24 protein-coding genes are annotated in these 25,437 nt (G+C 49.5%); 9 read left to right on the forward strand and 15 right to left on the reverse strand.

Annotated elements, in window-relative coordinates:
- Nucleotides 1-347: 347 nt before the first annotated feature.
- The 4 genes from ACKWCC_RS11620 to ACKWCC_RS11635 form a co-directional block, all read right to left on the reverse strand.
- Nucleotides 348-983, reverse strand: a complete 636-nt coding sequence (locus ACKWCC_RS11620) for a hypothetical protein (protein WP_413996108.1) — start codon at nt 981-983, stop codon at nt 348-350.
- Between the two features lie 47 nt (nt 984-1,030).
- Nucleotides 1,031-1,462, reverse strand: coding sequence for a hypothetical protein (locus ACKWCC_RS11625; protein ID WP_413996109.1), 432 nt, complete (start codon nt 1,460-1,462; stop codon nt 1,031-1,033).
- 155 nt (nt 1,463-1,617) lie between these two features.
- A complete protein-coding gene (locus ACKWCC_RS11630; RefSeq protein ID WP_413996110.1) occupies nt 1,618-2,463 on the reverse strand; it encodes a universal stress protein in 846 nt (281 codons plus the stop codon).
- A gap of 63 nt (nt 2,464-2,526) precedes the next feature.
- Nucleotides 2,527-3,372, reverse strand: a complete 846-nt coding sequence (locus tag ACKWCC_RS11635; protein ID WP_413996111.1) for a universal stress protein — start codon at nt 3,370-3,372, stop codon at nt 2,527-2,529.
- A gap of 111 nt (nt 3,373-3,483) precedes the next feature.
- Here ACKWCC_RS11635 and trxA point away from each other — a divergent pair, with 111 nt between their 5' ends.
- The 3 genes from trxA to ACKWCC_RS11650 all read left to right on the forward strand — a co-directional run bounded on the left by trxA (nt 3,484) and on the right by ACKWCC_RS11650 (nt 7,224).
- Nucleotides 3,484-3,783, forward strand: coding sequence for a thioredoxin (trxA, locus tag ACKWCC_RS11640; RefSeq protein ID WP_413996112.1), 300 nt, complete (start codon nt 3,484-3,486; stop codon nt 3,781-3,783).
- 325 nt (nt 3,784-4,108) lie between these two features.
- Nucleotides 4,109-5,314 carry an OmpA family protein gene (locus ACKWCC_RS11645; RefSeq protein ID WP_413996113.1) on the forward strand — a complete coding sequence of 402 codons (1,206 nt, stop codon included), beginning with the start codon at nt 4,109-4,111 and terminating at the stop codon, nt 5,312-5,314.
- 206 nt (nt 5,315-5,520) lie between these two features.
- Nucleotides 5,521-7,224, forward strand: a complete 1,704-nt coding sequence (locus ACKWCC_RS11650; RefSeq protein WP_413996114.1) for a carbamoyltransferase family protein — start codon at nt 5,521-5,523, stop codon at nt 7,222-7,224.
- A 1-nt stretch (nt 7,225) separates the two neighbouring features.
- Here the strand turns inward: ACKWCC_RS11650 and ACKWCC_RS11655 are convergent, their stop codons facing one another.
- From ACKWCC_RS11655 to ACKWCC_RS11680, 6 genes are read right to left on the reverse strand one after another with little or no spacing between them, the layout of a single operon-like run.
- Complete coding sequence (locus tag ACKWCC_RS11655) at nt 7,226-8,146, reverse strand: hypothetical protein (RefSeq protein WP_413996115.1); 921 nt, start codon at nt 8,144-8,146, stop codon at nt 7,226-7,228.
- 3 nt (nt 8,147-8,149) lie between these two features.
- A complete protein-coding gene (locus ACKWCC_RS11660) occupies nt 8,150-9,601 on the reverse strand; it encodes an MBOAT family O-acyltransferase (RefSeq protein ID WP_413996116.1) in 1,452 nt (483 codons plus the stop codon).
- A 13-nt stretch (nt 9,602-9,614) separates the two neighbouring features.
- On the reverse strand, nt 9,615-10,880 hold the full coding sequence (locus tag ACKWCC_RS11665; protein ID WP_413996117.1) for a GNAT family N-acetyltransferase: 1,266 nt from the start codon (nt 10,878-10,880) through the stop codon (nt 9,615-9,617).
- A complete protein-coding gene (locus ACKWCC_RS11670; protein ID WP_413996118.1) occupies nt 10,846-11,898 on the reverse strand; it encodes a GNAT family N-acetyltransferase in 1,053 nt (350 codons plus the stop codon). Before ACKWCC_RS11670 ends, ACKWCC_RS11665 begins: the two co-directional genes overlap by 35 nt.
- Nucleotides 11,899-11,901: 3 nt before the next feature.
- On the reverse strand, nt 11,902-12,561 hold the full coding sequence (locus ACKWCC_RS11675) for an HAD family hydrolase (protein WP_413996119.1): 660 nt from the start codon (nt 12,559-12,561) through the stop codon (nt 11,902-11,904).
- The gene (locus ACKWCC_RS11680; protein ID WP_413996120.1) at nt 12,545-13,513 is read right to left on the reverse strand and encodes an ATP-grasp domain-containing protein; all 969 of its coding nucleotides are present in this window, start codon (nt 13,511-13,513) and stop codon (nt 12,545-12,547) included. The genes ACKWCC_RS11675 and ACKWCC_RS11680 overlap by 17 nt, the downstream gene beginning before the upstream one ends.
- Before the next feature lie 480 nt (nt 13,514-13,993).
- On the opposite strand from ACKWCC_RS11680, the gene ACKWCC_RS11685 reads away from it, so the two are divergent.
- The 6 genes from ACKWCC_RS11685 to ACKWCC_RS11710 all read left to right on the forward strand — a co-directional run bounded on the left by ACKWCC_RS11685 (nt 13,994) and on the right by ACKWCC_RS11710 (nt 20,012).
- Entirely contained in the window at nt 13,994-14,602 is a 609-nt protein-coding gene (locus tag ACKWCC_RS11685; protein ID WP_413996121.1) for a sugar transferase, read from the forward strand.
- 51 nt (nt 14,603-14,653) lie between these two features.
- Nucleotides 14,654-16,705 carry an HAD family hydrolase gene (locus ACKWCC_RS11690; RefSeq protein WP_413996122.1) on the forward strand — a complete coding sequence of 684 codons (2,052 nt, stop codon included), beginning with the start codon at nt 14,654-14,656 and terminating at the stop codon, nt 16,703-16,705.
- Between the two features lie 395 nt (nt 16,706-17,100).
- Nucleotides 17,101-17,430 (forward strand): hypothetical protein, encoded by a 330-nt coding sequence (locus tag ACKWCC_RS11695; RefSeq protein WP_413996123.1) that lies wholly within the window; start codon nt 17,101-17,103, stop codon nt 17,428-17,430.
- A gap of 4 nt (nt 17,431-17,434) precedes the next feature.
- A complete protein-coding gene (locus tag ACKWCC_RS11700; RefSeq protein ID WP_413996124.1) occupies nt 17,435-17,743 on the forward strand; it encodes an FAD-dependent oxidoreductase in 309 nt (102 codons plus the stop codon).
- A 36-nt stretch (nt 17,744-17,779) separates the two neighbouring features.
- Complete coding sequence (locus ACKWCC_RS11705) at nt 17,780-19,039, forward strand: GMC family oxidoreductase (RefSeq protein WP_413996125.1); 1,260 nt, start codon at nt 17,780-17,782, stop codon at nt 19,037-19,039.
- A 1-nt stretch (nt 19,040) separates the two neighbouring features.
- Nucleotides 19,041-20,012: a hypothetical protein gene (locus ACKWCC_RS11710; RefSeq protein WP_413996126.1), complete on the forward strand. Its 972-nt coding sequence runs from the start codon at nt 19,041-19,043 to the stop codon at nt 20,010-20,012.
- Between the two features lie 270 nt (nt 20,013-20,282).
- On the opposite strand, the gene ACKWCC_RS11715 is transcribed toward ACKWCC_RS11710, so the two are convergent.
- The 5 genes from ACKWCC_RS11715 to ACKWCC_RS11735 all read right to left on the reverse strand — a co-directional run.
- Entirely contained in the window at nt 20,283-21,503 is a 1,221-nt protein-coding gene (locus ACKWCC_RS11715) for a glycosyltransferase family 4 protein (protein ID WP_413996127.1), read from the reverse strand.
- A gap of 9 nt (nt 21,504-21,512) precedes the next feature.
- The gene (gene wecB, locus ACKWCC_RS11720) at nt 21,513-22,646 is read right to left on the reverse strand and encodes a non-hydrolyzing UDP-N-acetylglucosamine 2-epimerase (protein ID WP_413996128.1); all 1,134 of its coding nucleotides are present in this window, start codon (nt 22,644-22,646) and stop codon (nt 21,513-21,515) included.
- A gap of 57 nt (nt 22,647-22,703) precedes the next feature.
- Nucleotides 22,704-23,840, reverse strand: a complete 1,137-nt coding sequence (locus tag ACKWCC_RS11725) for a polysaccharide biosynthesis C-terminal domain-containing protein (RefSeq protein WP_413996129.1) — start codon at nt 23,838-23,840, stop codon at nt 22,704-22,706.
- Between the two features lie 594 nt (nt 23,841-24,434).
- A complete protein-coding gene (locus ACKWCC_RS11730; protein WP_413996130.1) occupies nt 24,435-24,860 on the reverse strand; it encodes a cupin domain-containing protein in 426 nt (141 codons plus the stop codon).
- Nucleotides 24,861-25,437 (reverse strand): polysaccharide biosynthesis protein (locus tag ACKWCC_RS11735; RefSeq protein WP_413996131.1); only part of this gene is annotated, 577 nt, incomplete at its 5' end.

A 25,437-nucleotide genomic window follows, 5' to 3' on the forward strand; every position in this document is an offset into this window, starting at 1 on the left:
CAGCCGCCCGAGTGCCTTTTCCAAAAGTCCCCAAAGCGCCCTGCGCTTTGGGGACTTTTTTATGTCCATTGGGGAAAGCCGAGTTGAAAAGTGGGCCTCCTGGGGGCGGGGAATGAATTGCGCTTGCGGAAGAAAGGGTTGGTTAAGAGGGTGAATTTATAACCAAAGGTTCTTTCCAGACCTGTTTCCCGCTCTGGGAAATCCATCCCAACCTAACCCAAAGAGCCCACGGAGCAACCTCTCCGCTTTTCCGCAGTGAAGTGGAAAACCAACTCCCCTGGGTCAAGGAAAGGGGCGGGCGCTTGGTTTTCAATTCAACCTATCATCCAAGCCTTGCCTCGCAGACCTCAAAGGGGCTCGTAAAAAACCAAATCCTGTTCTTCCATGGCCATAACGATGAGCTTCACATAATCGTCCACGGTCTTGCTCACTTGTTTGGGGTCGTAAATGTCCACGGAGCCCCGCCAAATGAGCGAACGTTCCTTGTCCACACAGATGCAGTACAGGGAGGTCTCTGCGTGGTACACGGTGTACTGGTCATAGTATTCCGCGTTGTAGAACACCTCTTGGTCGTTCAGGTAGTCTTCCTTGAACCCATTGGGGTTCAGGTTGAGTTCCGAAAAGGTTTTTCTGAGCCTGTTCTTGCTATCCGATCCGGTGATCTTGGTGAGCAATATGGCATCAAAATCCTTGTCCAAGAGGCTTTGCTCCACGGCGTCCAGTTCTTTCTCGGTTCTTTTGGCATTGGTGAAGGACACGTCAAAGACATCCAAACTGCGCATGGCATCCGCCCCGCGCGCATCAAAGGCCGATTTCAACTTGGTTTCGAATGCCTCACGGGCAGCGGTGTCTTGGGTCATGCCCACCAAAAGGACCTTGTTGGCATGGAAAATGACGTGGTCCGGATTTTTCCAATTCTCCACCATTTCCGCATCGGAACAGGCCAGTAGCAGAAAACTGAGCAAGAAGGTTGTTTTTTTCATCGTCTTTGTTTTAGGGTCATTGTTGTTGCGGTGGTCCAGGGGGGCATTTAGCCGGGCAAAAGGCGCTTGTTGTCCTTCATCAGTCCCCGGATCAGCATAAAGAGCCTTTCTTTGATCAGGGCATAGTTTTTTCTATGGTCCCGCATTCTTTTTCCCAATTCTTTATGGGCGGCGATATAGGCTTTTTCCAAGGCCCTTTCATTGGTGGAGTTGGTCATGACGTCCAACTTGTTTTCGTGTTTTTGAAGTTGGGCCAGCAACTGCATTCCAGAGGTTTCCAAGGTGGTGAGCCGGGACACCAATTCTTGGACCTCCTTAAACCTGTGGTTGTCCAGCAGTACCTTGGTGTTCTCGGTAATGAGGATGTTAAGGAACTCCTGTTCGTCTTTGGAGAATTCCAGTTCGGAGCGCCAGGCCAAGCTTTGTTCATGCATTTCATCGGCAGGGAGCCATTCGGTGTAAGAGACCATTGTTTCCATATTTTTTTTTGATTCTTTTTTTCTTTAGGGAAAACCCCATCCAAATATACTTAAGGCTTGCCGTGGGGAAAATGACCCTCATCAGTTGGGCGCCATGGGTGTTGGGCTTTCCCTAGGTTTCGTGCGCAGTTCGCGTTCGGCCTTTTTTCGGGGTCTCAAGGTGCCAAATGGGGCAGCACCAAAAAGGGGATGGTGGCCCGGAAGCCCAATTTTTGTATGACCGGTTCCAAGAAGAGCCGCTCAAAAAAAGTGTGTTTGTTCTGCACCATGGCCAAGAGGTTCATCCTTTTCTTTTGTTGGAAGCTGTTAATGGCCGCGATCACATTTTGGTTGGGGAGCAGATGGTGAAGGTGGGCAATGCCCTGCAACAGCGTGCTCAATTTCTCCTTATGTTGCAGCTGTTGGTCCGTTAGGGGCCGTCCGGTGCCCGCATGCAGGACCTCCACACTGCTTATGTGGTTTCTGGCAATGTCCAGCAACTCTTTCAGTTGTGTTTCCCGGTAGTCCAATTCATAGTCCGTGGGAAACATGATCTCTTTGGGCACTTCATATTCAAATCCGGCAGGTATGGCCAAAATGGGGCATTGTGCCTTTTTAATGGCCTGCACGGTATGGCTGCCCAAAAGGACCTCTTTTGCCCCGGTGGCCCCCTGGGTGCCCATCACCACAAGGTCTGCCCCATGGTTTTGTACCATAGAATGGATTTCAACGACCAAGATATTGAAGGCGGAGTGGGGTACAAATTGATGGTGTGCATTTGGGAAAAGGTGCTCCAGTTTTGTTTTGAGCGAAGCCAATTGGGATAGGGAATGTTCTTGGTAGAAATCGCCCATCCCAATGGCTCCCGGACTGTCCATGAGATACTCCGGTTGGTACACCACGGGGGTGTAGGTGTTCAGTAGATAAAAGGTAGTGGGCACTTTTTCGTAAAGCTTAACCGCATAGGTAATGGCGTTGAAGGCATTGTCCGAAAAGTCGGTGGGCAAGATCACTTTTTTCATGGGAACATGGTTTTACTGGTGTGGCGAATGAAGTGTTATCACGGTTTATTGTCCCTGTTTTGGTCAGCGCATAATGTTCTGCAATACCAAAAAGGGTATTTTAATGTGCAGGCCCAATTGGTCAATGGTGCTCTGCTGCAGCATATCTTCCATATAGCTGTGGCGTGAGTTTACAATGACCAGTAGATCGGTCTTGTGGTGCACCACATGTTTGGTAATGGCCAGGGTCTTGTCTTTCTCTTCTGTGGTGCCAAAGCTGATCTGCGATGCGGCCAGGTATTTTTCCAACAGCTTTTTGTTCTCGCTCTGGCGGGCACTTAGTTTGGCAATGGGATCAATGTAGAGCACGTGGATCTTGGCAATGGAGGTGCTGGTGATCTGGCCCAGGAGCTGCAGCTCGCGCATTTTATAGGGCACCAGATAATTGGTGGGGAACAACATCCTTTCAATGGTTTTGTGGTTGTAACCTTCCGGAACGGCCAGTACGGGGCAGTGCGCGTACTTTAGCACTTGCAGGGTATTGCTGCCAAAGGTATGGCCCCTGTTGTTGGCGGCGCCCCGAGTGCCCATGACAATAAGGTCCACGTCTTCCTGGGTCACCCAGTCGTTCACCCCATCCACCAGGGAGGCATAAACGGGCACAAAGGTGAAGCGGTGCCCCAATTTTGGCGATCTTTGGTGCAACTTTTTCCTCAGTGCTTCAAAATTACGGTCCACGGCCTCGCGTTCCCCTGCTTTGATCGCCTCCAGGTCCTGGTTGGCTTGCAGGGCCTCTTTGCGGTACACCTCATCCGCATAGGCGTGCATGATCTGGAACTCACATTTTTGCAGTTCGCACAAATGGGCCGCATAGATCAGGGCATTGAGGGCGTTCTCGGAAAAATCGGTGGGCACTAGAATTTTTTTCATACCAAAGGGGTTTGGCATCAAAATTACCCCTCAAGGAAAACAAAAACCATGATATTGGTCAGTTCCCTTTTCCCGGTATTGAACTAAATTTGCGAAAACAATGCAACAGCGATGAAAAGTAGTTTTAAGGACATCATAGATGCCGAGGTACCCGTGCTGGTCGATTTTTATGCCGATTGGTGCGGACCCTGCAAGACCCTGGCCCCCATTTTGGAACAGGTAAAGGAAACCATGGGCGATGCCGTGAAGATCGTAAAGATCAATGTGGACAAAAACCAGCGCCTTGCCAGCGCCTACCAAGTGCGCGGTGTGCCCACCATGCTCCTCTTTAAGAAAGGGAAGCAGTTATGGCGCCAGAGCGGGGTGCTCCAGAAACAGGCCATTATCAGTGCCATACAGCAGCATGGCTAGCCCGATCGCCCTGCGGATGTTATGCTGGCCCAGGGGGTGGTGCCGGCCGTGAACCCGTAAGGACCACCCGGGCCCGGGCGACCCCATCATCATCCCGACCTATCTTTTTCACCCTACATTCCGCCACTTGGCAGTTGCATGTCCTCGCTCTGCGGGCACCAAGTGGCGTGTTCCGCCAACAAGGTAAAGGAGTTTAACGGTACGGTTTTGTCGAGCACCGGCATTTGGAGTGCCAACGAACGAATAAACCGGTTGATTGTAGGACTTTTTTGATAGCTTTGTGCGCCAAAAGTATCTTTACCCCTTAAACCCCAAATGATGTGTTATGAAGACTTCTAATTGGATGTTATCCCTATTTTTATGCCTGTTCGTTGGCCATACCTCAATGGCCCAGCTAACGGAGGAGGAACTGCAGCTCACCGCCAAGGACAGCATTGTGCAAAGCTCTTGGATCTTAGGGCTGGGACTGAATGCGGTGGACGATTCCGGCAATGTGCTGGACGGTCTTTTCAATGTGGGAAATGAATGGAACATGGTGCCCTTTCCATCACGCCTCAGCATAGGGCGCTATTTTAAGAGCGGATTGGGACTGGAGGCCGTGGGTACCTACAACCAGTACCAAGAAGGCAAGATCATTGATGGGCTGGTAAACCCGCAGGACATAGATTATTTTGGCATTGATGCCCGTATTACGTACGATCTCAACAAGATCGTGGGCCAAACCGGATGGTTCGATCCCTATGTGGGCGTGGGCGCCGGATACACGGAGGCCAACAACCTGGGGCGCGGCACCTACAATGCCGTGGTGGGTTTCCGCACCTGGTTTTCCGATCGTTGGGGGCTGGATTTCAACTCCACGGGGAAATGGGCCATGAGCCAGTCCAACGGAGCCACCAACCACGTGCAGCATGCCGCTGGGGTGGTCTATCAGTTTGGCATTGAAAAAGGCCTTTCCAAAAGGGGAGAGGAGAAGAAAGCGCTATTGGCCGCCCTGGAGCAGGAACGCCAACGGCAACAGGATTCCATTAACGAAGCCAACAGGCTCAGGGAAGAGGCCCTATTGGCAGAGCGCCTAAAGAAGGAACAAGAGGAAGCAGCGGCCTTGGCGGCGGCCGAGCAGGCCAGGAAAGATGCCCTGGCACAAAGGTTCAAAGAACTCCAAACCGCAATGGACGATCTGGGCGATGTGCAATTCAAGTTCAATTCATCCTACCTTACCGCTACCTATAAGTCCATTTTGGACGAAATTGCGGTGCTGCTCCAGGAAAACCCGGACATTAGGGTGAAGGTCACCGCACACACCGATTCCAGGGGAAGCGATGCGTACAATCTTTGGTTGTCCGAGAGGCGCCTGGAGCGGACCCTGGATTACCTGAAGTCCAAAAACCTGTCCGGCGACCGCATTTTGGGCGAGGCCAAGGGAGAGCGCCAGCTTAAGAACGAATGCGCCGATGGGGTGCCCTGTTCAGAGACAAAGCATGGGGTTAACAGGAGGTCCACCTTTAGTATAGCATTGTTTGGTGAACAGTGATAGCCGTGAGTGAGGTTACGATCGCCATTAGGCCATACCATTTGGTTTGGGGATTATATCCCCGTGGCGCTCCCATAGCCCTCCGTATTGGTTTTATGATGAAGATAAATCTTGGCATTAAAAAGGAGACCCGGGAGGGCTTTGGACTTTTAAATAACCTTATCTTTAGCGCGATAAATGGGTACAGACTGTTATAAGTGGGCATTATGGTCATATTGGGATTAAATTATTACTTCCATGATTCATCCGCGTGTTTGGTAGTGGATGGGAAGCTCGTTGTGGCTTTGGAAGAAGAGCGTTTGAACAGGGACAAGCATACCTCGCAGTTCCCACAAATGGCCATAGAGCGCTGTTTGGAAATTGCGGGATTGGAACGTCATCAGATCAACCATATCGCGGTTTCCATAAATCCCACGGCAGATTGGGGCAAGAAGGTGGGCCACCTCTGGAACAAACCAAAATCATGGCTCGCCTACTCAGGACACCACGTGGTGAACGCATACGCCAAACAACGGCGTTTCTGGATGTGGTACAAACGTTTTTGGAAGAAGGCAAACGGCCCCAAAGTACACTTTATAAACCATCATCTAACCCACGTTGCGGGCTCTTTCTTTGTTTCTCCGTATGAAAAGGCGGCCCTGTTGGGAATAGATGGGTCAGGGGAGTGGGCCACTACCTGGCTAGGTTCCGGTAACGGAATTGAGATTGAGAAATTCAAGGAAGTTTACTTCCCAAATTCCTTTGGCTCTTTTTATGAGACCGCCACCCAATTTTGTGGTTTTAAACCAAACTATGATGAAGGCAAGACCATGGGCCTTGCCCCGATGGGCAATCCAGAGAGGTTTAAGAAGGAGGTAAGTAAATTGATCAAGGTCACCGAAAGTGGCGACGTAAAAGTTGACCTGGACTATTTTAATTACCAACATTTAATTCGCAATACCTATTCCCCCAAATTTGTCGAGGTCTTTGGTGCCCCCCGGGCCCCTGGTGATGATTTTGAGTCGCACCACATGGATGTGGCCGCTGCCTTTCAGCGTGTTTTGGAAGATAGGGTCTTGGAAATTTGCGATATCCTGCACCGCAGAACCGGTGCGGAGTATTTGGTCATAGCCGGTGGGGTATCCCTTAACAGTGTCATGAACGGGCGCATCGTTAGGGAAAGTCCGTTCAAGGACGTTTATGTCATGCCTGCGGCCGGTGATAACGGCACCGCCATTGGCGCTGCCTATTATTTGTACAATGGCATGCTCAAAAACCCCAGGGTGTACCAGCATGACGATCCCTACCTGGGAACGGAGTATGGAAATGAGGAGATCTTACAGGCCATTAAAGGGGCAAAGCTAAGGGCAACCTATGTGGAGGATATATGTGGTACTGCCGCAAAGCTTCTAAAAGAGGGGCGCATCATCGGCTGGTTTCAGGGAAAAATGGAGATAGGCCCCAGGGCACTTGGCAACAGGAGCATCCTGGCCAACCCGGCTTTCCCCAATATGAAGGACAAAATCAATGCAGAAGTGAAGTTTCGTGAGGCGTACAGACCTTTTGCCCCATCTGCCACCGTGGAGTCTTACAAGGATTATTTTGATCTGGAGGTAGAGGCCCCTTTTATGTTAAAGGTATGCAATGTGCTTCCAGACAAACAAAATGAAGTACCTGCCATAACCCATGTGGATGGCAGTGCCAGATTACAGACGGTAAGAAAGGAATTAAACCCCAGGTACCATGAACTCATTTCAAAGTTGGGCGGTCTTACGGGCGTGCCCGTGGTGTTGAACACGAGTTTCAATATCCAGGGGGAGCCGGTGGTGGAATCACCGGTGCAGGCCTTGCGCTGTTTTTACTCCACCGGCCTTGATGCACTTTGCATTGGCAACTATGTTCTGACCAAGGATGGGGTCTCCATTTCCTAAGCTACTGGTTTAGGTTCTTCGCTATGAGTTCGGCAATCAGTTGCCGGCCGTGGTGGTTCCAGTGCTGGTCATAGATCAGGGTTGTGGGCAATTCACTTTTGGAGAAGGGCACGCCAAAGTCCATAATGGTGAAGCCTCTCGATTCCAAAAAAGACATTGTTGCTCTGTTGGTGGTCCTTTTGTCGCACAGGAAATAGGTTTTAGCCGGGTCTAACGGATAGCTCTCCAATAATGCCTTGAGATTTTTAAGGCGCACCGCATCCGTTTCTTTTTTTTCCCCTTCCGTCATCATGTCCTGGCCTTGAGGTCCAATGCCAAGGATACGGTCCAAAAGTCCAATTTTGGAGACATAGGACAGTAATTTGATATTGTCTCGTATTTTGAATTTTGTGGAAGAGAGCAGGGCAATTCTGCCCGTATTGGGCTCGTAGGCCCCTCGGTCAAGGTCCGTGGTAAAATCCGTATAGACAACAATGGCGTCCATCTGCTGGAACGTTTCACGATAGGCGTGGACCAGATGTAGTTGGTTGGCCATATCATAGCCGGCATACCCATACTCAAAAACGGCCACGGTATCTGCCATTTCCCGTTCTATTTTTTTCCCGGTGGATTCATCGTAATCCACGTGAAACCCCTCTATGAAAGAATCGCCTATAAGGGCAATGTCATACTTGGTCATGGAGGGAGTAAACTCCCGGTAAGAATTGAAGCCTGCCTGGTTTATGCTAAACCTTGAGAAGTTTTGTCTTCTATTTCCGGTAACGGAAAAGCCGGTATGGCCGGGCACGCGCTTTTCCACACCTTTTTCATCAATGAAGCGCGGCGGGTCATTGGTGTATAGGTGAAAGGCCCTGACCAGAAGTTCCAATGACAAGGCTATAAGAAGACCATAAAGAAACAATCTAAAAAGGAATCTTGTCATAGCTTAGAATTGAAAATAGAGAAAAGAACGGTTTGCCCCGCCATCATAAAACAATAACAGGCCAAAGCAAAGAAGGATATATACCAGGGCCCTCACCATGGCCGATTTAAACGGAATAGGGTCTCTTTCATCCTTGCTCACAAGCATCTCATAGATGAAGAAAACAATGATCAGAACATAATAATCCACCATGCGGTACCCTAAGGGGTGCTGGTAAAGCCCTGTGCCATGCTGCGTAAAAATATGCAGAAAATAGTTCCATGCCGTTTCCACATCGGGTGCCCTAAAGAAGATCCATGCCAGGGAAACCATAAAAAAGGTGACGCCGGCCCGGCCCATATCCGCTAAATTGTAGTGGTTTTTAGCACTGCGGCCGGTATCAATGTACTTTCTATTGGTCTTGGTAAGGTACAGGGGCAGAAAGAGCATGGCGTGAATACCGCCCCATATCACAAAAGTCCAGTTTGCCCCGTGCCAGAGGCCACTGACCAGAAAAACAATGAAGATGTTCCGTAATGTAACGGTTGTTTTCCCCGTGGAGCCCCCCAAGGGTATGTACAGGTAATCCTTGAACCAGGACGATAGGGAAATATGCCACCTGCGCCAAAATTCGGCCACATTTCTGGAGAAATACGGGAATTTGAAGTTGGACATGAGCTCAAAGCCAAAAAGCTTGGCGCAGCCAATGGCAATATCCGAGTAGCCACTGAAATCGCAATAGATCTGAAGGCTAAAGAACAAAATGCCCAGAAGCAGGGTTCCGGATGGCATGGTTCCATAGTTCAAGAAAATATCGTCCACAAGTGGGGCCAGTGAATCGGCAATGGCCACTTTTTTGAACAAGCCGTACAGCATAAGTTTTATGCCAGAACCCGCTTGGCCGTATCGGAACTGTCGTTTTGCATTTATCTGGGAGAGCATGTTGGAGGCCCGTTCAATGGGGCCGGCAACCAACTGGGGGAAAAAGGCCACAAAAACCGCAAAGGAGGTAAGGCTCTTCGTGGGCGCCATCTTTTTTCGGTAAACATCAATGGTATAGGAAAGGGTTTGGAAGGTATAGAAGGAAATGCCCACCGGTAATATCACGTTCAGGGTCCACGTGTGCTGCAGCGGGAGCCCAATGGTCTGGAACATGGCAATGAACGAATCCACAAAAAAATTGTAATACTTGAAGAACCCCAAAATCCCTAAGTTGAGCACCAGGCTGGTATATAGCCACAACTTGCGTTTGGCCGCGCCGAGATGCTTCTTGCCCAGTTCTTTTCCTATGTAATAATCCCCAAGTGTGCTGATCACGATCAAGAATAGAAATCTCCAGTCCCACCAACCATAGAAGACATAGCTGCTGACCAGCAAGACAATGTTCTGGTACACCAATCTGGTGTTGTTAAGCGCCCAGTAAAGGAGGAACACCGCAGGAAAAAAAAGAAAGAATTCCAGAGAGTTGAACAGCATGTACAGGGTGGGATTAGTCCTTTGGGCCAGGTGCCAATAATTGGAAAACTTGGTTGGGGCCGGCTAGGTAGTACTCATTGCTTTTTGGACCTGCGTATAGTTTGGTGGCAGAAACATGGACCTCGTTCAGATAAAGAAATGAGAAAAGCGTGCCCTTTAAATGTCCATAGTCACGTGCATGATCGGGTATGGGCTCCCAGCTGGCGGGAATTTCAGTACTTTCCAGTGGTACCAGTTCATATTCGTGAACGGATACCCTGGCGCCCTTGTCCATTTTTTTGAACCTATATCTTATCTTGTTCAATTGCCTGTGCACATTGTGGTCACGAAGCCATTGCTTGGCCGCATAAAAGCATTTTAGGGCGTAGGCCGTACTTTTGGACAAGGTGCTTTTCCTATTGTAAAAGACATAGTGGAAGAAGTCGTATTTTAAGGATGCCCATTGTTCCTTGTACTCAAAAAAGCCTTTGGAAAAATCCAATATTTTAAAGTTCGATTTCAGGCACCAATCAACAATGTACATGTTGTTTACATAACCTAGGCTAAACTTCTGATAATCAATATCAAAAACAGTGATGGCATCATAGAGGATCCCATCTCCACAAAAATTTAGGGTAATGGCTATGGGCTGTCCTGAATTGCTCAGAACGGACAGGGCTGCTTTCTTTTCCCGTATTAGCGGCAAGGAAACATCTTTGAAAAAGTTCCATTCCTGGTCTTCCAGGTTGTTGTTGTGCTCATTCTTTTCACAGAAGCGTTTTTCCAGCAGGCCCTTAAAGGATTTGAACATGGCGTTATGGGTTTCCGGGTCCATTTCGCCAAAGTAAACGTGGTGCTCAATGTCAAAGGCCAGATTTAGACGTTTGTGGCACTTCCTGAGCTTGTACCTTGTTCTCTTGCTGAACCGGAGCATGAATTTGTCCAAATCCTGATAGGAATCAAGCTCAATGAGATAGCCCGGATACTGTTTTACCTTATAATGTCCTATTTGGTTCTCCAACAGATGTGCCGGTGCCTTGAAATACCCCGGGACGTCATAAAGTAAAAAGGCACTGTGGCCCAGGTGGCCATCATCCGTTCCCAAGGTCTCAAAATCCATGCCCTTGGTTTGCGTTCTGCCCACATTTTCATAGATGGGCAGGCGGTTTTTCTTTATGAAGGGCACCCCACAAAGGGTCACAGCATCTTTATGGGTTGGGCTTTTTGCAAAATGCTTGCACCAAAGTCGCTGAAAGGTGGCCGATTTAAAGGGGTTGTCTCTTACTTGTAAGTCTTGCATTACTTCTGTATAGCGGAAAATAAGGTAAGGGGGCTGTTTTGTCGATTCCAACGGATAGTTTGTCGTAGATTTCCTGGTTCACAATAAGGTTCCATAGGTAGAAATCCTTGTGGTCATTGGAGAAAGATGCTTTAAAAGTGAACAGGCTATCATGACGTCCGGAGAGGCCACCGCCCAAATTAAAGTAGCGTTGCCCGCTTTCCTTGGCACGTCTTCGCATCTCATCTATCAACAGTTTCGATGGCATGAGCGGTAAAAATTCGGTTCTTGTTCCCCCGAGGTGGTAGTGGGTCTTGTCCTGGTGGCTTATGAACATACTGCCCGCAATGGGCTCCTGGCTCATTCGGCAGCGCGCCAAAAGCAGGGTGCACTTAAAATCGGTGCTGTTCATGAGCCGTTGGTAGTAGGGCTTGTCAAAAAAATAACTCTCTTGGGCGCCCACCCGTTTCATATTTTCGTTGTAGATGGAGATGAACACGTCCAGTCCCGCATCTGTGGTGGCATCTTCTACGCTGCACTCCCTTCTTGCCCGGTTCACTTGGCCTTTGAGCCTTCTTTGATATTGTGTCCATTGGTCTTCATCCGGTATGGTGGTGTCAATGTTTACCACCTTGCCCTGGAGGATGATGTTTCCAAGGCCCGCAACAATTTTGTTTTGGTCGGGGATGTAGGGGTTCATTCTCGTAAAGACAGATACGATGTCATGCTCTTCACACCAGCGTATGAACTCTTTTTGGAAGGTATGGATGTCCATGGGCGATGTCTGCCGGAACAAGGGCCCCGCATAACCGTAAACCGAGGTGGCATCAAAGAACGGGGTGCCTTCAATTTGTCTAATGAGCAGTGGCAAGGCTATGGCGCAGCCGCCCTGTTCAAATGCCAAGAGCACAGGTTGGGCACTTCCTTTGGCCAAATGGTGGTAGTCATAGGTATGGTACACGTCTTTTGCGCCAAATTGGTCAAGAAAGCCGGTCCATTCCTCTTTTTCTTTAAGTTCTGATAGTAGTGGGGAGCTCATAGATCAACGGATGAAAAGGTCATTAAAATCCTTAATCAAATATAAAGGTAGATATAATTCTCTGGAGAGGTATTGGTGTATGTTGAAATGTATGTTTTTTCCGTTGTCCAATACCCCAATGGTTTTCCACCCCATCGCTTTTGGCGCTAAAAAATCTTTTTTGAAATTGTCCGCAACGTATAGGTAGCTGGTTCCGGGCAACAGCTCCTCGATCTTCATGAAATTGGCCTTGCTCGGTTTTTCGCTGCCTATTTCTTCGGAAACGACAAGGGCATCAATGAAAGGTTCAATGCCCAGCGCTTTGAGCTTGTTGCGTTGGGTGCTGCTTCTGCCGTCGGTTACCACGGCTATTTTGCCCCGTTTTTCCCTTATGTCCCGAAATAAGGGCACCACACCGTCAAAAGGTTTTATATTGGGCACGTGGGCGCGGTAACGCTCCACAAAGTAGGCTATGGGCCTATGGTATTTTTCTGCTAGTGAGGCAAACACATTTTGCCCGTCACGGTAGCGGGAAAACATCTCTGCGTAAAGGAGCAAGGGTTTGTCTTTTTGCAGCGATGATGCCATCTCAAAATAGGCCGATTTCAGGAAGTCCAGCTCATTGTAAAGCGTGTCGTCCAAATCAAACACCACAACGGTCTGTTCATCAACCTTTACTTCCATGCACCAAGATTTCGTCATCGTACCGCAACATCATCAGGTTGTCTTCCCAGCAATCAAATGCATCGGGCACATTTTTATTCAATAAATATTCATCAATGATCCATTTGGGAAAATTGGCCCCGGCCAGGTAGGTCAAGGGAAAACCGCCGCCAAAACGCGGGTTTATTTCTATTCCGTAAACAATATTCTCTTCTTTGTGCTTAAAAAACTGTGCGGTTAGGCACCCCATAGCACCTTCCACTTTGGCCATTCTGTCCCTGAGGTAGGCCACCAAATACCCGTTTTCCGTAACCCCTTTGTTTACTTCGCCATCCCGGACTTCGATTCTTTTTCTGGGCACGGCACAGCGTAAATGGTGCTGTCTATCGTAATATAGGTCACAGGTAAACTCGTCATATAGGTTGTGGTCTATATATTCCAAGAACATCAGCCGCTCGTGATTGCGGTGATATTCATTTAAATCCTCTTCCTTTTTTATCAAGAAGGTGTCCACGCTTCTACTGCCATCATAGGGCTTTAGAAACATGGGCAATTGGTAGTTGTCCTTGGTGTATTCTTTTGCAACATCAACATGATGACTTTTAAAAAAAGAATGGATTCTTCGTTTGTCCCTGCATTGGTCTATGAGTGCTTGGTCGCTGATCACCAATTCTATTCCGGCATCCTTGAAACGCCCCCTGTTCAAGGCAAGTAGGCTAAGCTCGGTATCTATGGTGGGTACAACGATCTTAATGCCCTTTTTTTTGCATTTTCTGATCAGGACATCCATATAGTCGGATGCGGTAACCAAGGGAAGCCCAATGCAATCATCCGCCACATGGCAGGCAGCGGATAATTGGGGGTCGGCATCCGAGGCCAGTACCTTAAAGGAGGGGTCAAGGTTGTTGAGTTCCTTTTGAAATGCCCTGACCAAGGAGACCCTCCGACCTGCTGAGGATATGAGTATGTTCATCTTTGTTGTTTAAAGCTTTTTGGTTATCATAATGGGTAGAACGAACAATCGTGAAAAAAGTTGCCCTTTACATCTGTGGAACGGTCCGTAAAACGGCGTAAATATATGCGAAATTGGGTGTTGTGCCAAGATATGGGGTTTGCGCCCACCTAAATTTTTTGTGCAAGGCCCAAGGGCACAAATAGGTTAACACCATCTGCTCGTACCGTTGCACCTTGCATGCCGCGTGCAGGGGTCGGGACCAATGCCCAGGGCTCCCGTTCCGTTCCCTTTTTTGGTGGGTGGCTTTGTTCCAAGGGACAGGGGCAGTTGGCCTTTGACAAAGGGCCTTGGCCATAAAATGCCTTACCTCCATTAATAAGGAATTTCACCGATTAGTTGGGATCGGGTTCTTTAAAAAATCTATCTTAGTTTTTAATTTGGATTTCCTTGGTTCGTTTTGGAAATGCAAGCACCCACTTTGGTTAGGATATAGGTTATATGTACAGACAGTTTTTTAAGCGATTTTTAGATATTGCATTGGTTCTTTTCGGGGCACTGCTATTGCTGCCCTTGTTTTTGGTCCTAACAGTGCTTTTGGCCGTGGCCAATGGGGGCAAACCATTCTTCTTCCAAGAACGCCCAGGGCGTCATGGAAAGATTTTCAAGATCATTAAGTTCAAGACAATGACAGATGCCAAGGACAAAGATGGACATCTTTTGCCCGATTTTGAAAGGATGACACCGATAGGGGCTTTTGTGAGAAAATATTCCTTGGATGAAATACCCCAGCTCATCAGCGTTTTAAAGGGGGATATGAGTCTAATAGGTCCAAGACCGCTTTTGGTATCCTATTTGCCCTTATATTCCAAAGAACAGTCTAGACGTCATGAGGTTAGGCCCGGGATCACGGGTTGGGCCCAGGTCAATGGGCGCAACGCCCTAAGTTGGCAGGAAAAGTTTAGGTTGGATGTCTATTATGTGGACCATCTCTCTTTTCTCTTGGACGCTAGGATTTTTTTTAAGACCATTGTAAAAGTGTTTAAGAGTGAGGGTGTAAACAGTGGAGACAGCACCACTATGACGCTCTTTTCCGGAAACGACCAATAGTATTCAATCTGAGTTTATTAACAGTTCCCCCTTCTGTAATAACTTGACCCAATGAGCAAAGCACTACTGTCCAAGATCGTGGACACACCCAAGGTTAAATTTATTTTTTGCGATTTCTATGACACGGTGGTGCACCGCAATGTGCACCCCATGCAGGTTTTTAAGATATGGGCCAAGTTGATGATCGTGGAGTTTGGGCTGCCTTTGGGGGTACCTGACCTCTTTGCCATACGCAGGGCCTCCCTGAGCCATTTGGCCCAGAAGAGCGGGCTCAAGGAATCCGAGGTCCCCTATGACAGGCTCATCGCAGAAGTGCACCAGCGCCTGATCAGTTCATGCCATTTGTCAAGGACACTGGATTCCAAAAGATTCATACAGGCCTTTAGAACGGCCGACTATAGAGCAGAGACCAGCGTACAATATTTGAATCTTGAAGCCGTGGAGGCCTTAAGGGAGCTCAAGGCCAGGGGGTATTCCATTTATTGTGTTTCTGACTTTCATCTGGATGAGGCCTTGATAAGGCGTATTATGGAACACCACGGCATTTTGGATGTTTATGATGATGTTTTTGTGTCCGCTTCCAGAATGGCCAGTAAAGAGAACAAGGGCCTCTTGTACCAACAATTGCTGCAAACGCTAAAGGTGTCTCCCCAGGAGGTGTTCATGATAGGGGACAACAAAGTGGTGGATGTGGCCCATGCCCAGCGCCACGGTATCCAGGCCTATTTTTTTAAGCGTACAAAGCATAAGGCGCTCCAGAAACTACGTCTTTTTGGCAACGATGAAAAAGAGTACAAAGGGGTTGTGAAAGCGGCACGAAAAATGCTGAAGAGCAAAGAACACCCTTATGCGGAGTACCTGCTCCTCTTTCATGCCTGTGTGGAGCGCCTCTATGCCATGGCCAAGAAAAACAATGTGCAAGACTTGTTTTTTTTGGCGCGCGAAGGCTTGTTTTTAAAGAAGCTTTTTGATGCTTACCAAGAGCACATTGGCATTGATGGCAGCACCAAGATAAAGACCCACTACCTCAAGATTTCCAGACAGGGCGCCATGCAGATCTCCTTTAAGCCCCTCTTGGAGGAAGACTTTAAGTACCTTAAAGGAAAATACGATGATTTGAGCCTAAGGCAGTTTTTGAAGTCATTTCTAATTACAACCAAGGATATGGAGGCCTTGGGCAAGGCATTGCAACATGACCTGGATGAGGTCATACCCGATTTTTTTGAGACCCAGGTGTACTTGAAATTAATACAGGAACCCTTGTTCGTGGCATTGTACGAAGACAATAGGCAAGGGCAAAAAATGTATTTTGAAAGATACCTGAAATCCTTTGGGGCAGATTTTGGTGATACGGGCATGCACCTTGTGGATGTGGGCTGGGGGGGTACCATGCAGGAGTGCCTTTACCAATATATGGAAGAAAGGATACCCGTTACCGGGTACTATCTGGGCTTGCAGGAAATTTACAACATTACCGAACATACCAAACGCTTTGGCTTGCTCTTCAGTGTGTACCCTTACATAAAGGATACGGACCACATCCTTATGGCCAATAGACAGCTCTACGAGCAATTGTTGGCGGCACCGCACGGGAGTACCTTGGGCTATAAGGAAACGGACGGGCATTGCATAGAATATCACAAAAAGGAGGAGAAATCAATTTTTGATGAGATCATTGGTCCCTTGCAAGACTATATGTTTGGCCGCTACGGCGATCTGTTGCAAGCACTCTTTACCGTATGTTATGATGATGGGATGGTCACCCGGTCACTGGTGAACTTGAAGATAGAACTGGATTTGGTGGCCAGCCGCCCCAAAATGCGCTTTGTCAACGCCATTGCCAGAGGTTTTTATCAAAATATAGGCAACAATAAGGTGGGGATCACCTATGATATGGCCGAATTGGGAAGTAACAAAAAGATGATTTTAAAGAATCTGTTTTTGCGCCCCAGCCAGATGTTTCGCTACATTGTAAAGGTAAAGCCCTTGCTTTACAGAAAAAAGCTCTATTGGCTCAGTTGGCCCGTCAACGGTTTTGCCTGGCACATTAAGGGTATGGGCTACCTAAAAAGACGTTTTCTAAAACAGGACATCAGTCTATAGGGTAAGCGGTTACCTTGCCCCACGTTTGTTCGGTTGGGGTGCAGATGGTTAAGAGAGCCCAGCCAAGGTTGGGGCAAAAGGGCGTTTACAATGCGCCGGCGTTCAATTGTTGGGCACAGTGCCCCTGAAACCTGCCGGTTTGGGCCAGCGGGGAGTGCTTTTTTGAAACCTGGATTTTTACAGATCCAAGCCAAGGGTGTTCAAGGGATGTTCAGTTTTGTCCCGTTTAGGTTTTTGTTTTGCCGGGATTTCCCAATCTTTGCCGGTAATGTTAATAGCCAATGCATGGCCAATGGATTGGCACGTAATTGAAATAAACGAAAAATAAAAACGTTCAATACCATTATATTAAGGCGATGTTGCCGCTATGACCGCACCGCCAACAACCAACAGACATGAAAAGAAGACAATTCATACAAGGAACCAGTTCCGCCATACCCCTGATATTTCTTGCTGGCCTTCCATTGTTTGGTTCCTGCAATTCCGGGGGCCAAGGCACCTATCCTTTGCTGCAGGAATTTTTGCCTCAAAATGACCTGAATGCCATTGTCAATTATTTGGCAGACACCTTTGATCGGAACATGGATTTTCCGGAAGATATGGAAGCAGACCTTGAGGAGCGCATCAGAGCCGACTTTGAAAACCAGAATACGGTGATCTGCAACGGTTGGGTGCTGGCAAAATCTGAAGCGGTATTTTTATTGTTGAACCAATTAGAAGCGTAGCACCATGCACCAACCACTGGAATCCATTGCAAGAAATGAAATCATTGAAAGTGACATCTGCATCATAGGTGCCGGGGCCGCCGGCATCACCTTGGCCTTGGAGCTGGATCGTTTGGGGCATAAGGTCTTATTGCTGGAGAGCGGCACCTTTGAGTATGATGCGGAGGTACAGGAAATGAACAAAGGTGAAAATGTGGGGCAGCCCTATTTTCCCTTGGCGTCCAGCAGGCTCCGTTTTTTTGGGGGCACCACCAATCACTGGACGGGGCAGTGCTCCATTCTGGACGAGCAGGATTTTAAAGAACGGCCCTGAGTGCCCAACAGTGGCTGGCCCATAACACTGGCAGATTTGCATCCCTATTATGAAAAAGCACAATCCATCTGTGATTTGCAGGAGTATGAGTATGACGCAACCTACTGGGCAGACAAACTGGAGCGGCCCCAATTGCCGCTCAACACAGCGGTGGTGCAGACAAAGATGTGGCAAAAAAGTGCCCCCACCAGGTTTGGACCAAAATATCGTGCCGCCATCGTGGATTCGGCCAATGTGCGTTTGCTCACCAATGCCAACCTTGTTCGGTTAAACCTGAACGAATATGGGTCGGAAATCAAGGACATTACCATTGCCACGCTCAGTGGAAAGGAACATCAGGTAAGGGCGGGCAGGTTCATTATGGCCTGTGGTGCCTTGCAGAATGTTAGGCACCTGTTAAACTCCAATGATGTGGTGAACACCGGAGTGGGCAATGAGAACGACCGGGTGGGTAGGTATTTTATGGAACATCCGCATGTGGATAGTGCAGAATTGGTGCTTTTGGCACGGTATGGCACCGATCTTTACTTTGACCACTCCATGAACTCAACGGCCTTTGGCATGCTGGTTACCTCGGAGCGCATCCAACAAGAACAACAGCTGCAGAACTACTCCGTGAGGATCATGAGTGCGGCAGAGGGCAGCGTAACCGTGAACCAAAGCGAGGATTCAGAAAAACTGCTCAATATGTGGGAAGGTTTGGACGGTAGAAAAGAGAAGGTGGACAAACTAAAGAGCATCTTTGGGGATGAGAATGTGGATCGCTTATTGGGTAAGTGGGCACAAATGAAAAAAGTGGAGACCCATAGTGAAAGCGATAAGCTGGACACCGTTAGGTATGTGTTCAATACCCGAAGCGAGCAAGCTCCCAATCCAGATAGCCGGGTGGTTTTGTCCCGTACAAAAGACGCCTTGGGCATACCCCATACCCAGCTCAATTGGCAGTTGTTGGAAAGCGATAAGCTATCCATTTTAAAGTCCAATTTAATCATGGGTTCCGAACTGGGCAGGGTAGGTTTGGGTAGGATCAAGATGGCCGATTGGTTGCTGGCGGAGCACATTGAATGGCCCGAATATTTGGCTGGCGGATGGCACCATATGGGGGTCACCAGAATGAGCACCTCTCCAAAAGAGGGCGTGGTGGATAAAAATTGCCAAGTGCACGGAGTGTCCAACTTGTACATTGCCGGATCCGGGGTGTTCAGTACTTCCGGGGTCGCCAACCCAACGCTTACCATTGTGGCGCTTGCCCTGAGACTTGCAGATTTTTTAAATAAAACCGATAAAATAGCATAAAATGAAAAGAATGGGATGGATTGCCGTAATGGCCATAAGTATCATTATGGGTTTTTCCGGCTGTGGCCAAAAAGAGGTCCAGGGCCAGGAAGAACGGGTGTATTACATAGATGTGAACGAGGACATTGTGCAAGTGGCCCTCTCTTCCAGTGGCTTTCAGGTCAGGAACATTTCCAACCTGTCCAGTGCCCCAAAAGTAAACGGTAACATTGCCGTGGCCCATGATGGTCGGGAACCCCATCTTTTCTATCTGAGCGCGAAAGGGGAGCTGGTGGCGGTACAGGTGGCACAGGACTCGTACAACACATCATCTTTGGCGCATTTGGGGCTCGATCTTAACGGAAAAACCGAGATCTCGTCCATCATTAAGGACGGCGTTGCCCTTGTTTACCTCTTGGACGCCAACAATGATGTTCATGAACTTAAAAATGGGGATGATGGGGCTTACCGCTCCAAAAACATCACCATGACGTATAAGGCCCCCAAGGCCCAACAGTCGCCCGCCATACTCGCCACCAAGGCGGGCATAAAATTACTGTTCCGCGATGTCAATGATGAGGTCACCGTAATAGATATGGAGCAAGGTAAGATCGCCAATTGGACCAAGGAGACCGGTGGGCCCCAAGCCAAGGATAAGGTGGCCACCATGCGTGTAAATGAGCAAGAACACGTGTTTTTCAAGGGAACGGACGGGGAAATTGAACATTATATCCATGAGAATGGGAGGTTCAGAAAAGACAGTTGGACCAAACTGGCCAATAGATGGACCCAGTTGGCCTTTGCCCCCTTGGCCGCAGGGCCACCCACTGCGATGTTCATTAACGGAAAAGAAAACATATTCTACTTGGACAGTGATGGTGACATTCAGAATCTGCTGTACGACAACGGAAAGTTCAAATGCCATAATTGGTCCAGTTCAGGTGATCTTTCCCCTGCAAAAACCCATCCAGTGGTAGAGCAGGTGGTCTATTGAAAGTAAGCTGAGGCCAGCTGTTCGGTTCAGGCCGTATCCATTAACGGTGAGTGCACTGCGCTTTCCATGGCCAAGTCCGGAAAAGTGTTGCGCCTCCGAGCGTAGTAATGCCGTTTAGGGCAGAAGAAGAACAATGGGTTCCGTTTAAACGGACTTCCCGATGGCCCTTTCACGGAAACGTAACGTTATGCCACCCCCCTTTTAGATGGGTGTGTACCACATACATCCAAAATAAACATAAGGGAAGGAGCGGGTTGGCCTTGGGCGTTTTTAGGGGCGCTCATGCACCGAAATCAGGGCCTGTTCCGCAATGGTACGCGCGGCCAGCTCGGGGGTAAGCCTGTTCTTGAAATGTAGATGCCCTTTTTTCCCCATTTTTTTGCGGAGGTCGGCATCTCGGTACAGGGTAAGCAAATTGCTTTTTAGGCTCGGGATGTCCCCGGCTGCCGAAGAGAGCCCGGCGCCAATTGCCTCGAGGTCCCTGCCAAAATCCGTGTTTACGTCAACTGTGGCCAATACCGGGAGTTTCAACTTGTAATAGGCATTGACCTTGGAAGGGTAATTTGGAATGGTAAAGTCTTTGTGCAGCGAGATGAGGCCAACGTCCGCACATTGTAGTAAGGTGTTGTAATCCGGCCTGGGCAAATTTTCCAGGAACCTTACATTGTTAAGCTGCAGGGTAAGGGCCATTTGCTGTAGTTTTGCCTTTTCGGTGCCCCAGCCAATGAACAGGAAAACAATTTCGGGAACATCTTGCACCTCCTTGGCCAATTGGAGTACATTTTCCAGTTGTTGGGGTTTTCCCATATTGCCCCCATAGATGGCAATGAATTTGTTCTCCAGGCCGTATTTCTTTACAAGAAACTCCTTTTTTTCCGCATCTTCCAGCTGTATTTTAAATTTCTCCCAATTGGGCAAAAGGTGCAATTTTTCCTTGGGTACGGAGGGATTGTGGCGCAGCACATAGTTTATGTTCTCTTGGGACATGCAGCCCATGGCATCGGCATTCCGGTATAATTTCCTTTCCAGTTTCCTAAAATAATGGTACAGGGGGCCATGAGGGGACATCATCTTGAGGTCCACCGCATTTTGTGGAAAAATATCCCTCAAGATAAGATAGAGCTTTGCCTTGGATCTTTTCTTGATCCATTGGGCCACATTGATCAAGGTAATGGGCGGGGTGGGCATGATAATGAGGTCAAAGGCCATGTCTATCTTCGCCGCCTTGATGGCTCTTTTATATTGCTTGGGCAGCAGTACATTGGAAAGTCCTTTCTCGATCAACCCGCCTCCAAATAGTTTCAGTGTGGGCACCCTGAGCACTTGGGCACCCCGTTCATCCCGCAATTCCGGCGCCGATATCTCATCCTCTGCCGGGGCCACCACAAAAACGGAGTGTCCTTCTTGCAAGAGTGCATCCAATAAGTCGGTGTAAAGATTTCCCCCTTTGGATACATCGGGATAGCTCAATGCCAAAAAAACTATGTTCATCTACTGTATTTATTTAGACCAGACCACTCGGTTGATGTAATCTACGTAAGAAATGATGATCCGGACTACTTTCCCGCTCACGTTGGGCATGGAATAATCCGAGACCTGCCTAAAGTTTCGGTTGGGGTTTCTTTCCTGAACCTCCAAGGCCACCAAGGCCTGCATAATGCGTTCGGGGCTCAGCCCCACCATCATCACGGAGGCCTCTTCCATGGCCTCGGGTCTTTCGTGGGCCTCCCGTATGTTCAGTGCCCTGAAGTTCAGGATGCTGGATTCTTCTGAAATGGTACCGCTATCGGACAATACGGCAAAGGAGTGGTACTGTAGGGCGTTGTAGTCAGAAAAGCCCAAGGGCTTTAAAAACTGAACGTTCTTATGGGCCTTTATGTTCTTGGCATCGAGCATGTTGCGCGTGCGTGGGTGGGTGGACACGATCACGGGATAGTCGTACTTTTCCGCAATTTGGTTCAGGGAAGCAATGAGTCCCTCAAAATTTTTGGGATTGCTGATGTTCTCTTCCCGGTGCGAGGACACCACAAAGAACTTGCCCGCTTCCAGGTTTAGTTTTTTCAACACGTCCGAGGCTTCGATCTTGGCCTTGAACTTGTGCAGCACCTCGTACATGGGGCTGCCCGTTTTAATGACCCTGTCCGGCGAGAGGCCCTCCCGCAGCAAATACTCCCGGGCAATGTCACTGTAGGTTAGATTGATGTCCGCCACATGGTCCACGATCTTTCGGTTGGTTTCCTCGGGCACCCTTTGGTCAAAGCAACGGTTGCCGGCCTCCATGTGGAACACCGGGATCTTGCGCTTTTTGGCGGGGATGGCGCACAGGCAGGAGTTGGTGTCTCCCAGAACCAAAAAGGCATCGGGGGCCAGATCTTCCAGCACCGGGTCTATTTTGATCAAGATGTTGCCCACGGTCTCGGTGGCGTTCTTTCCGGCGGCATTCAAGAAGATGTCCGGCTTGCGAATGCCCAGGTCTTCAAAAAAAATGCCGTTCAGTTCATAATCATAGTTCTGCCCGGTGTGCACCAAGGTGTGCTCAATGGCCTCGTTGGCATCCAAGGCGTTCAGGACACAGGCCAGACGGATGATCTCGGGGCGGGTGCCCACCACGGTCAGTACTTTTAGTTTTTTCATTTGTGTATGTTATCTATGGTTAACAGTCTGTTTTTTTGGGTTCCGGGGGAAACCCGTTCACACGTCCTCAAAATACGTATCGGCATCGGTGGGGTCATAGGGCTCATTGATCCAGAACAGGGTAATGAGTTCTTCGTTGCCAATGTTCTTGATGTTGTGGGTATGCCAAATGGGCATGTCCACATAAGCCGGCTCGTTGCCGTCCAGATGGTAGTCAATGACCTTGTCCGTCCCTATTTTTCGCAGTTGGATCAGGGCCTTGCCACTGATCACGGCAAAGCGCTCTGCCTTGCGGGTATGGAAATGGTTGCCGCGGGTAATGCCTGGCACCGTGGTGGAAAAGGAAAACTGGCCCGGGGTCTCCGTGCGCGCAATTTCCACAAAGCTGCCCCTGGGGTCGGTGTGCTTGGTAAACTTTACGGGGTAGTGCGCTGTGGGCACATAGCACCGGAAGGTGTTGAACAAGGCCTTCTCAAAGGCATGTTGCAGGTTGGGGAACACCCCTTGCCCCATATAATGCTCCTTGTAGCCTTGCAAGAGGGCTAGAATACGGGAAACGGTAACGTGGTGGTCCGGGGCAATCTCCAATTCAAAGCTGTGCTCGCCCAGGGCTTTTGGTGTGGCCTCCCCGGTGATCACCGCCACAAAATGGGCCACCAGATCGTTGATGTAGATGAGCCCAACCTCACTGTCATTGATGATCGTTGGCGTTTCATTGTGCGCCACCTTATGGCAAAACGTGGCCACTACGGAATTGTAGTTGGGCTTGCCAAAAGGGCCAAAGACATTGGGAATGGTCAGGGAGGTAAAGCGTCCTCCCGTGGCTTCCGCCCAGGCCGCCAAGCGTACCTTTCCCTCTTTTTTGGATTTTCCGTACAGGTTGTCCTTGGTTTCCTGGGAGGAGGAGGAGTAAAGGATGTGGGGCGTGGCCCCGGTACGTTCACAGGCGTTGACGAGCCCGGTGACCAAGGCCACGTTGGTGTCGTAGATTACCTGGGGGTCTGGGTGCCGGTTCATTGCGGCCAAGTGTACCACCACGTCACAGGCTTGCACAAAGGTGTCCATGGCCGTGGCATCCTCAAAATAAGAGCGCTTAAAGGGCACCAATTCCATTTCTTCCCGTAGCGCCAGGGTTTGGGAAAGGTGGTAGCCCACAAAGCCCGCTTCTCCGGTAATGCCTATTTTTTTCTTCATATTTTTTGTTTTGGGGAACTCCCAATGGGGTCGTTCCGTTTATTATGGGTTGGGCGTCTTTCCGCTTCAACCTGGGGTCCGGCGCTTCTCCAACACACGGTCCCATTGTGTGGGGCCATCCTGGTCCTTAAGGGGCGGTACCTAGACCCTAGGGCGACCCCATTTGCCCCGTGGGCCAAGCCAACACCTTGTTCTTGGCTCTCACTGCCCGGCCGTGGTTTCTTTCGGGCGGGTTTCCTGCCTAAAATTTGGGCCTAAATTAACCATATGGTCCGTTTCTGGCAGCCTATTCCGTTCCTTTTTTTTAGTGCCCACCGCACCTATTGGCCCGGCAGATAAACACGGAAAGACTGCCGCAGCGCGGATCGGTGCAGGTGTTCCTGGTGGTTGTCCTGCGATGGCCCCCCCTTTCGGGGGCCTTTTCTTTTTTTAAACGGCCTTTTCCAACGGCCTCCTTTTTTTTGAGTGAAACGATCATGGCAATGTAAGTTTTGGGTTATGGGGTCAGGGTATAAAAGCTTGGGCTGCGATCAAAACGGAAGCGGGGCATGGTGGCCCGGCCATTTATAGGGGCATGGGTTCGTGGTCATCCGTTCAAAAGGTTTTCCAGTGGCCTTCCCAGTGATCTACCGGAAAGCGTACGTCGTCCTGCTGGGATTGTTCCGTGTCCATATCGCTAAACACCAGTAATTTGGCGTCTGGCAGGGTGGCCTGTATCCCGGTGGCATTCCCTCCCGGCACATGCAGCACTTGGGGCTGGTCCGCGTGCAGCTCCCAACGCTGGGCAGAGGCGCCTTGCGGGGCCGTAAGGGCCACCGTATGGATCACAAAGCCGCCCTGCGGGCAGTAGAACCATTTTTGTTCCCTCCGGTGCCCCTGCCACGCCCGGATGAGCGTGGGGTGGGCCGGGACAATTTGGTACATGCGCCGTATGGGGCCCAGATCCAACGTGTTGAAAAAGGACAGTGCCCCCCGTTTGTCTTGGTGGCTTCCTCCAGGCAGTAGGGTGGGTAAGGCCATTTACAACAGGTTCTTTATGTAATCCAGGCTCAAGAGGGTGTCCTTCAGGCCTTGGTCGGTGAGCTGTTCCGTGTTGTGGGAGTGGTAGTCCTCTATCTGGCTCATGTCGGTTTCGCCCTCGGAGAAATAGCGGCTGTAGTTCAGGTCGCGGTTGTCTGCCGGGATGCGGTAAAATTCGCCCATATCCTCGGCTTTCTGCATCTCCTCACGGGTGCAGAGGGTTTCATAGAGCTTCTCTCCGTGGCGGGTGCCGATCACCTTGATCTCGTTGTCCGCCTTAAAGAGCTCCTTTACCGCTTGGGCCAGATCGCCAATGGTACTGGCCGGGGCCTTGTTCACGAAGAGGTCGCCTTGGTTGCCGTGCTCAAAGGCAAAGAGCACCAAGTCCACGGCGTCTTCCAGGGACATGAGGAAACGGGTCATTTTTGGGTCCGTCACGGTCAAGGGCTGCTTATCCTCAATTTGCTTCACGAACAAGGGGATCACCGAGCCACGGCTGGCCATGACGTTTCCGTAACGGGTAAGGCAGACAATGGTCTCGTCCCCTGGGATGTTCCTGGAGGCGGCCACGGCCACT

This window comes from Maribacter aquimarinus (assembly GCF_047345505.1).
GTDB lineage: Bacteria > Bacteroidota > Bacteroidia > Flavobacteriales > Flavobacteriaceae > Maribacter.

What these genes read in the sequence shown, in the direction of transcription:
- ACKWCC_RS11730 (WP_413996130.1), bottom strand. Translation starts at nt 24,860, where the DNA reads ATGGCCTTACCCACCCTACTGCCTGGAGGAAGCCACCAAGACAAACGG.
- ACKWCC_RS11620 (WP_413996108.1), bottom strand. Translation starts at nt 983, where the DNA reads ATGAAAAAAACAACCTTCTTGCTCAGTTTTCTGCTACTGGCCTGTTCC.
- ACKWCC_RS11675 (WP_413996119.1), bottom strand. Translation starts at nt 12,561, where the DNA reads ATGGAAGTAAAGGTTGATGAACAGACCGTTGTGGTGTTTGATTTGGAC.
- ACKWCC_RS11715 (WP_413996127.1), bottom strand. Translation starts at nt 21,503, where the DNA reads ATGAACATAGTTTTTTTGGCATTGAGCTATCCCGATGTATCCAAAGGG.
- wecB (WP_413996128.1), bottom strand. Translation starts at nt 22,646, where the DNA reads ATGAAAAAACTAAAAGTACTGACCGTGGTGGGCACCCGCCCCGAGATC.
- ACKWCC_RS11665 (WP_413996117.1), bottom strand. Translation starts at nt 10,880, where the DNA reads ATGCAAGACTTACAAGTAAGAGACAACCCCTTTAAATCGGCCACCTTT.
- ACKWCC_RS11725 (WP_413996129.1), bottom strand. Translation starts at nt 23,840, where the DNA reads ATGAAGAAAAAAATAGGCATTACCGGAGAAGCGGGCTTTGTGGGCTAC.
- ACKWCC_RS11695 (WP_413996123.1), top strand. Translation starts at nt 17,101, where the DNA reads ATGAAAAGAAGACAATTCATACAAGGAACCAGTTCCGCCATACCCCTG.
- ACKWCC_RS11650 (WP_413996114.1), top strand. Translation starts at nt 5,521, where the DNA reads ATGGTCATATTGGGATTAAATTATTACTTCCATGATTCATCCGCGTGT.
- ACKWCC_RS11645 (WP_413996113.1), top strand. Translation starts at nt 4,109, where the DNA reads ATGAAGACTTCTAATTGGATGTTATCCCTATTTTTATGCCTGTTCGTT.
- ACKWCC_RS11660 (WP_413996116.1), bottom strand. Translation starts at nt 9,601, where the DNA reads ATGCTGTTCAACTCTCTGGAATTCTTTCTTTTTTTTCCTGCGGTGTTC.
- ACKWCC_RS11630 (WP_413996110.1), bottom strand. Translation starts at nt 2,463, where the DNA reads ATGAAAAAAGTGATCTTGCCCACCGACTTTTCGGACAATGCCTTCAAC.
- ACKWCC_RS11655 (WP_413996115.1), bottom strand. Translation starts at nt 8,146, where the DNA reads ATGACAAGATTCCTTTTTAGATTGTTTCTTTATGGTCTTCTTATAGCC.
- ACKWCC_RS11700 (WP_413996124.1), top strand. Translation starts at nt 17,435, where the DNA reads ATGCACCAACCACTGGAATCCATTGCAAGAAATGAAATCATTGAAAGT.
- ACKWCC_RS11670 (WP_413996118.1), bottom strand. Translation starts at nt 11,898, where the DNA reads ATGAGCTCCCCACTACTATCAGAACTTAAAGAAAAAGAGGAATGGACC.
- ACKWCC_RS11710 (WP_413996126.1), top strand. Translation starts at nt 19,041, where the DNA reads ATGAAAAGAATGGGATGGATTGCCGTAATGGCCATAAGTATCATTATG.
- ACKWCC_RS11685 (WP_413996121.1), top strand. Translation starts at nt 13,994, where the DNA reads ATGTACAGACAGTTTTTTAAGCGATTTTTAGATATTGCATTGGTTCTT.
- ACKWCC_RS11680 (WP_413996120.1), bottom strand. Translation starts at nt 13,513, where the DNA reads ATGAACATACTCATATCCTCAGCAGGTCGGAGGGTCTCCTTGGTCAGG.
- ACKWCC_RS11625 (WP_413996109.1), bottom strand. Translation starts at nt 1,462, where the DNA reads ATGGAAACAATGGTCTCTTACACCGAATGGCTCCCTGCCGATGAAATG.
- ACKWCC_RS11690 (WP_413996122.1), top strand. Translation starts at nt 14,654, where the DNA reads ATGAGCAAAGCACTACTGTCCAAGATCGTGGACACACCCAAGGTTAAA.
- trxA (WP_413996112.1), top strand. Translation starts at nt 3,484, where the DNA reads ATGAAAAGTAGTTTTAAGGACATCATAGATGCCGAGGTACCCGTGCTG.
- ACKWCC_RS11635 (WP_413996111.1), bottom strand. Translation starts at nt 3,372, where the DNA reads ATGAAAAAAATTCTAGTGCCCACCGATTTTTCCGAGAACGCCCTCAAT.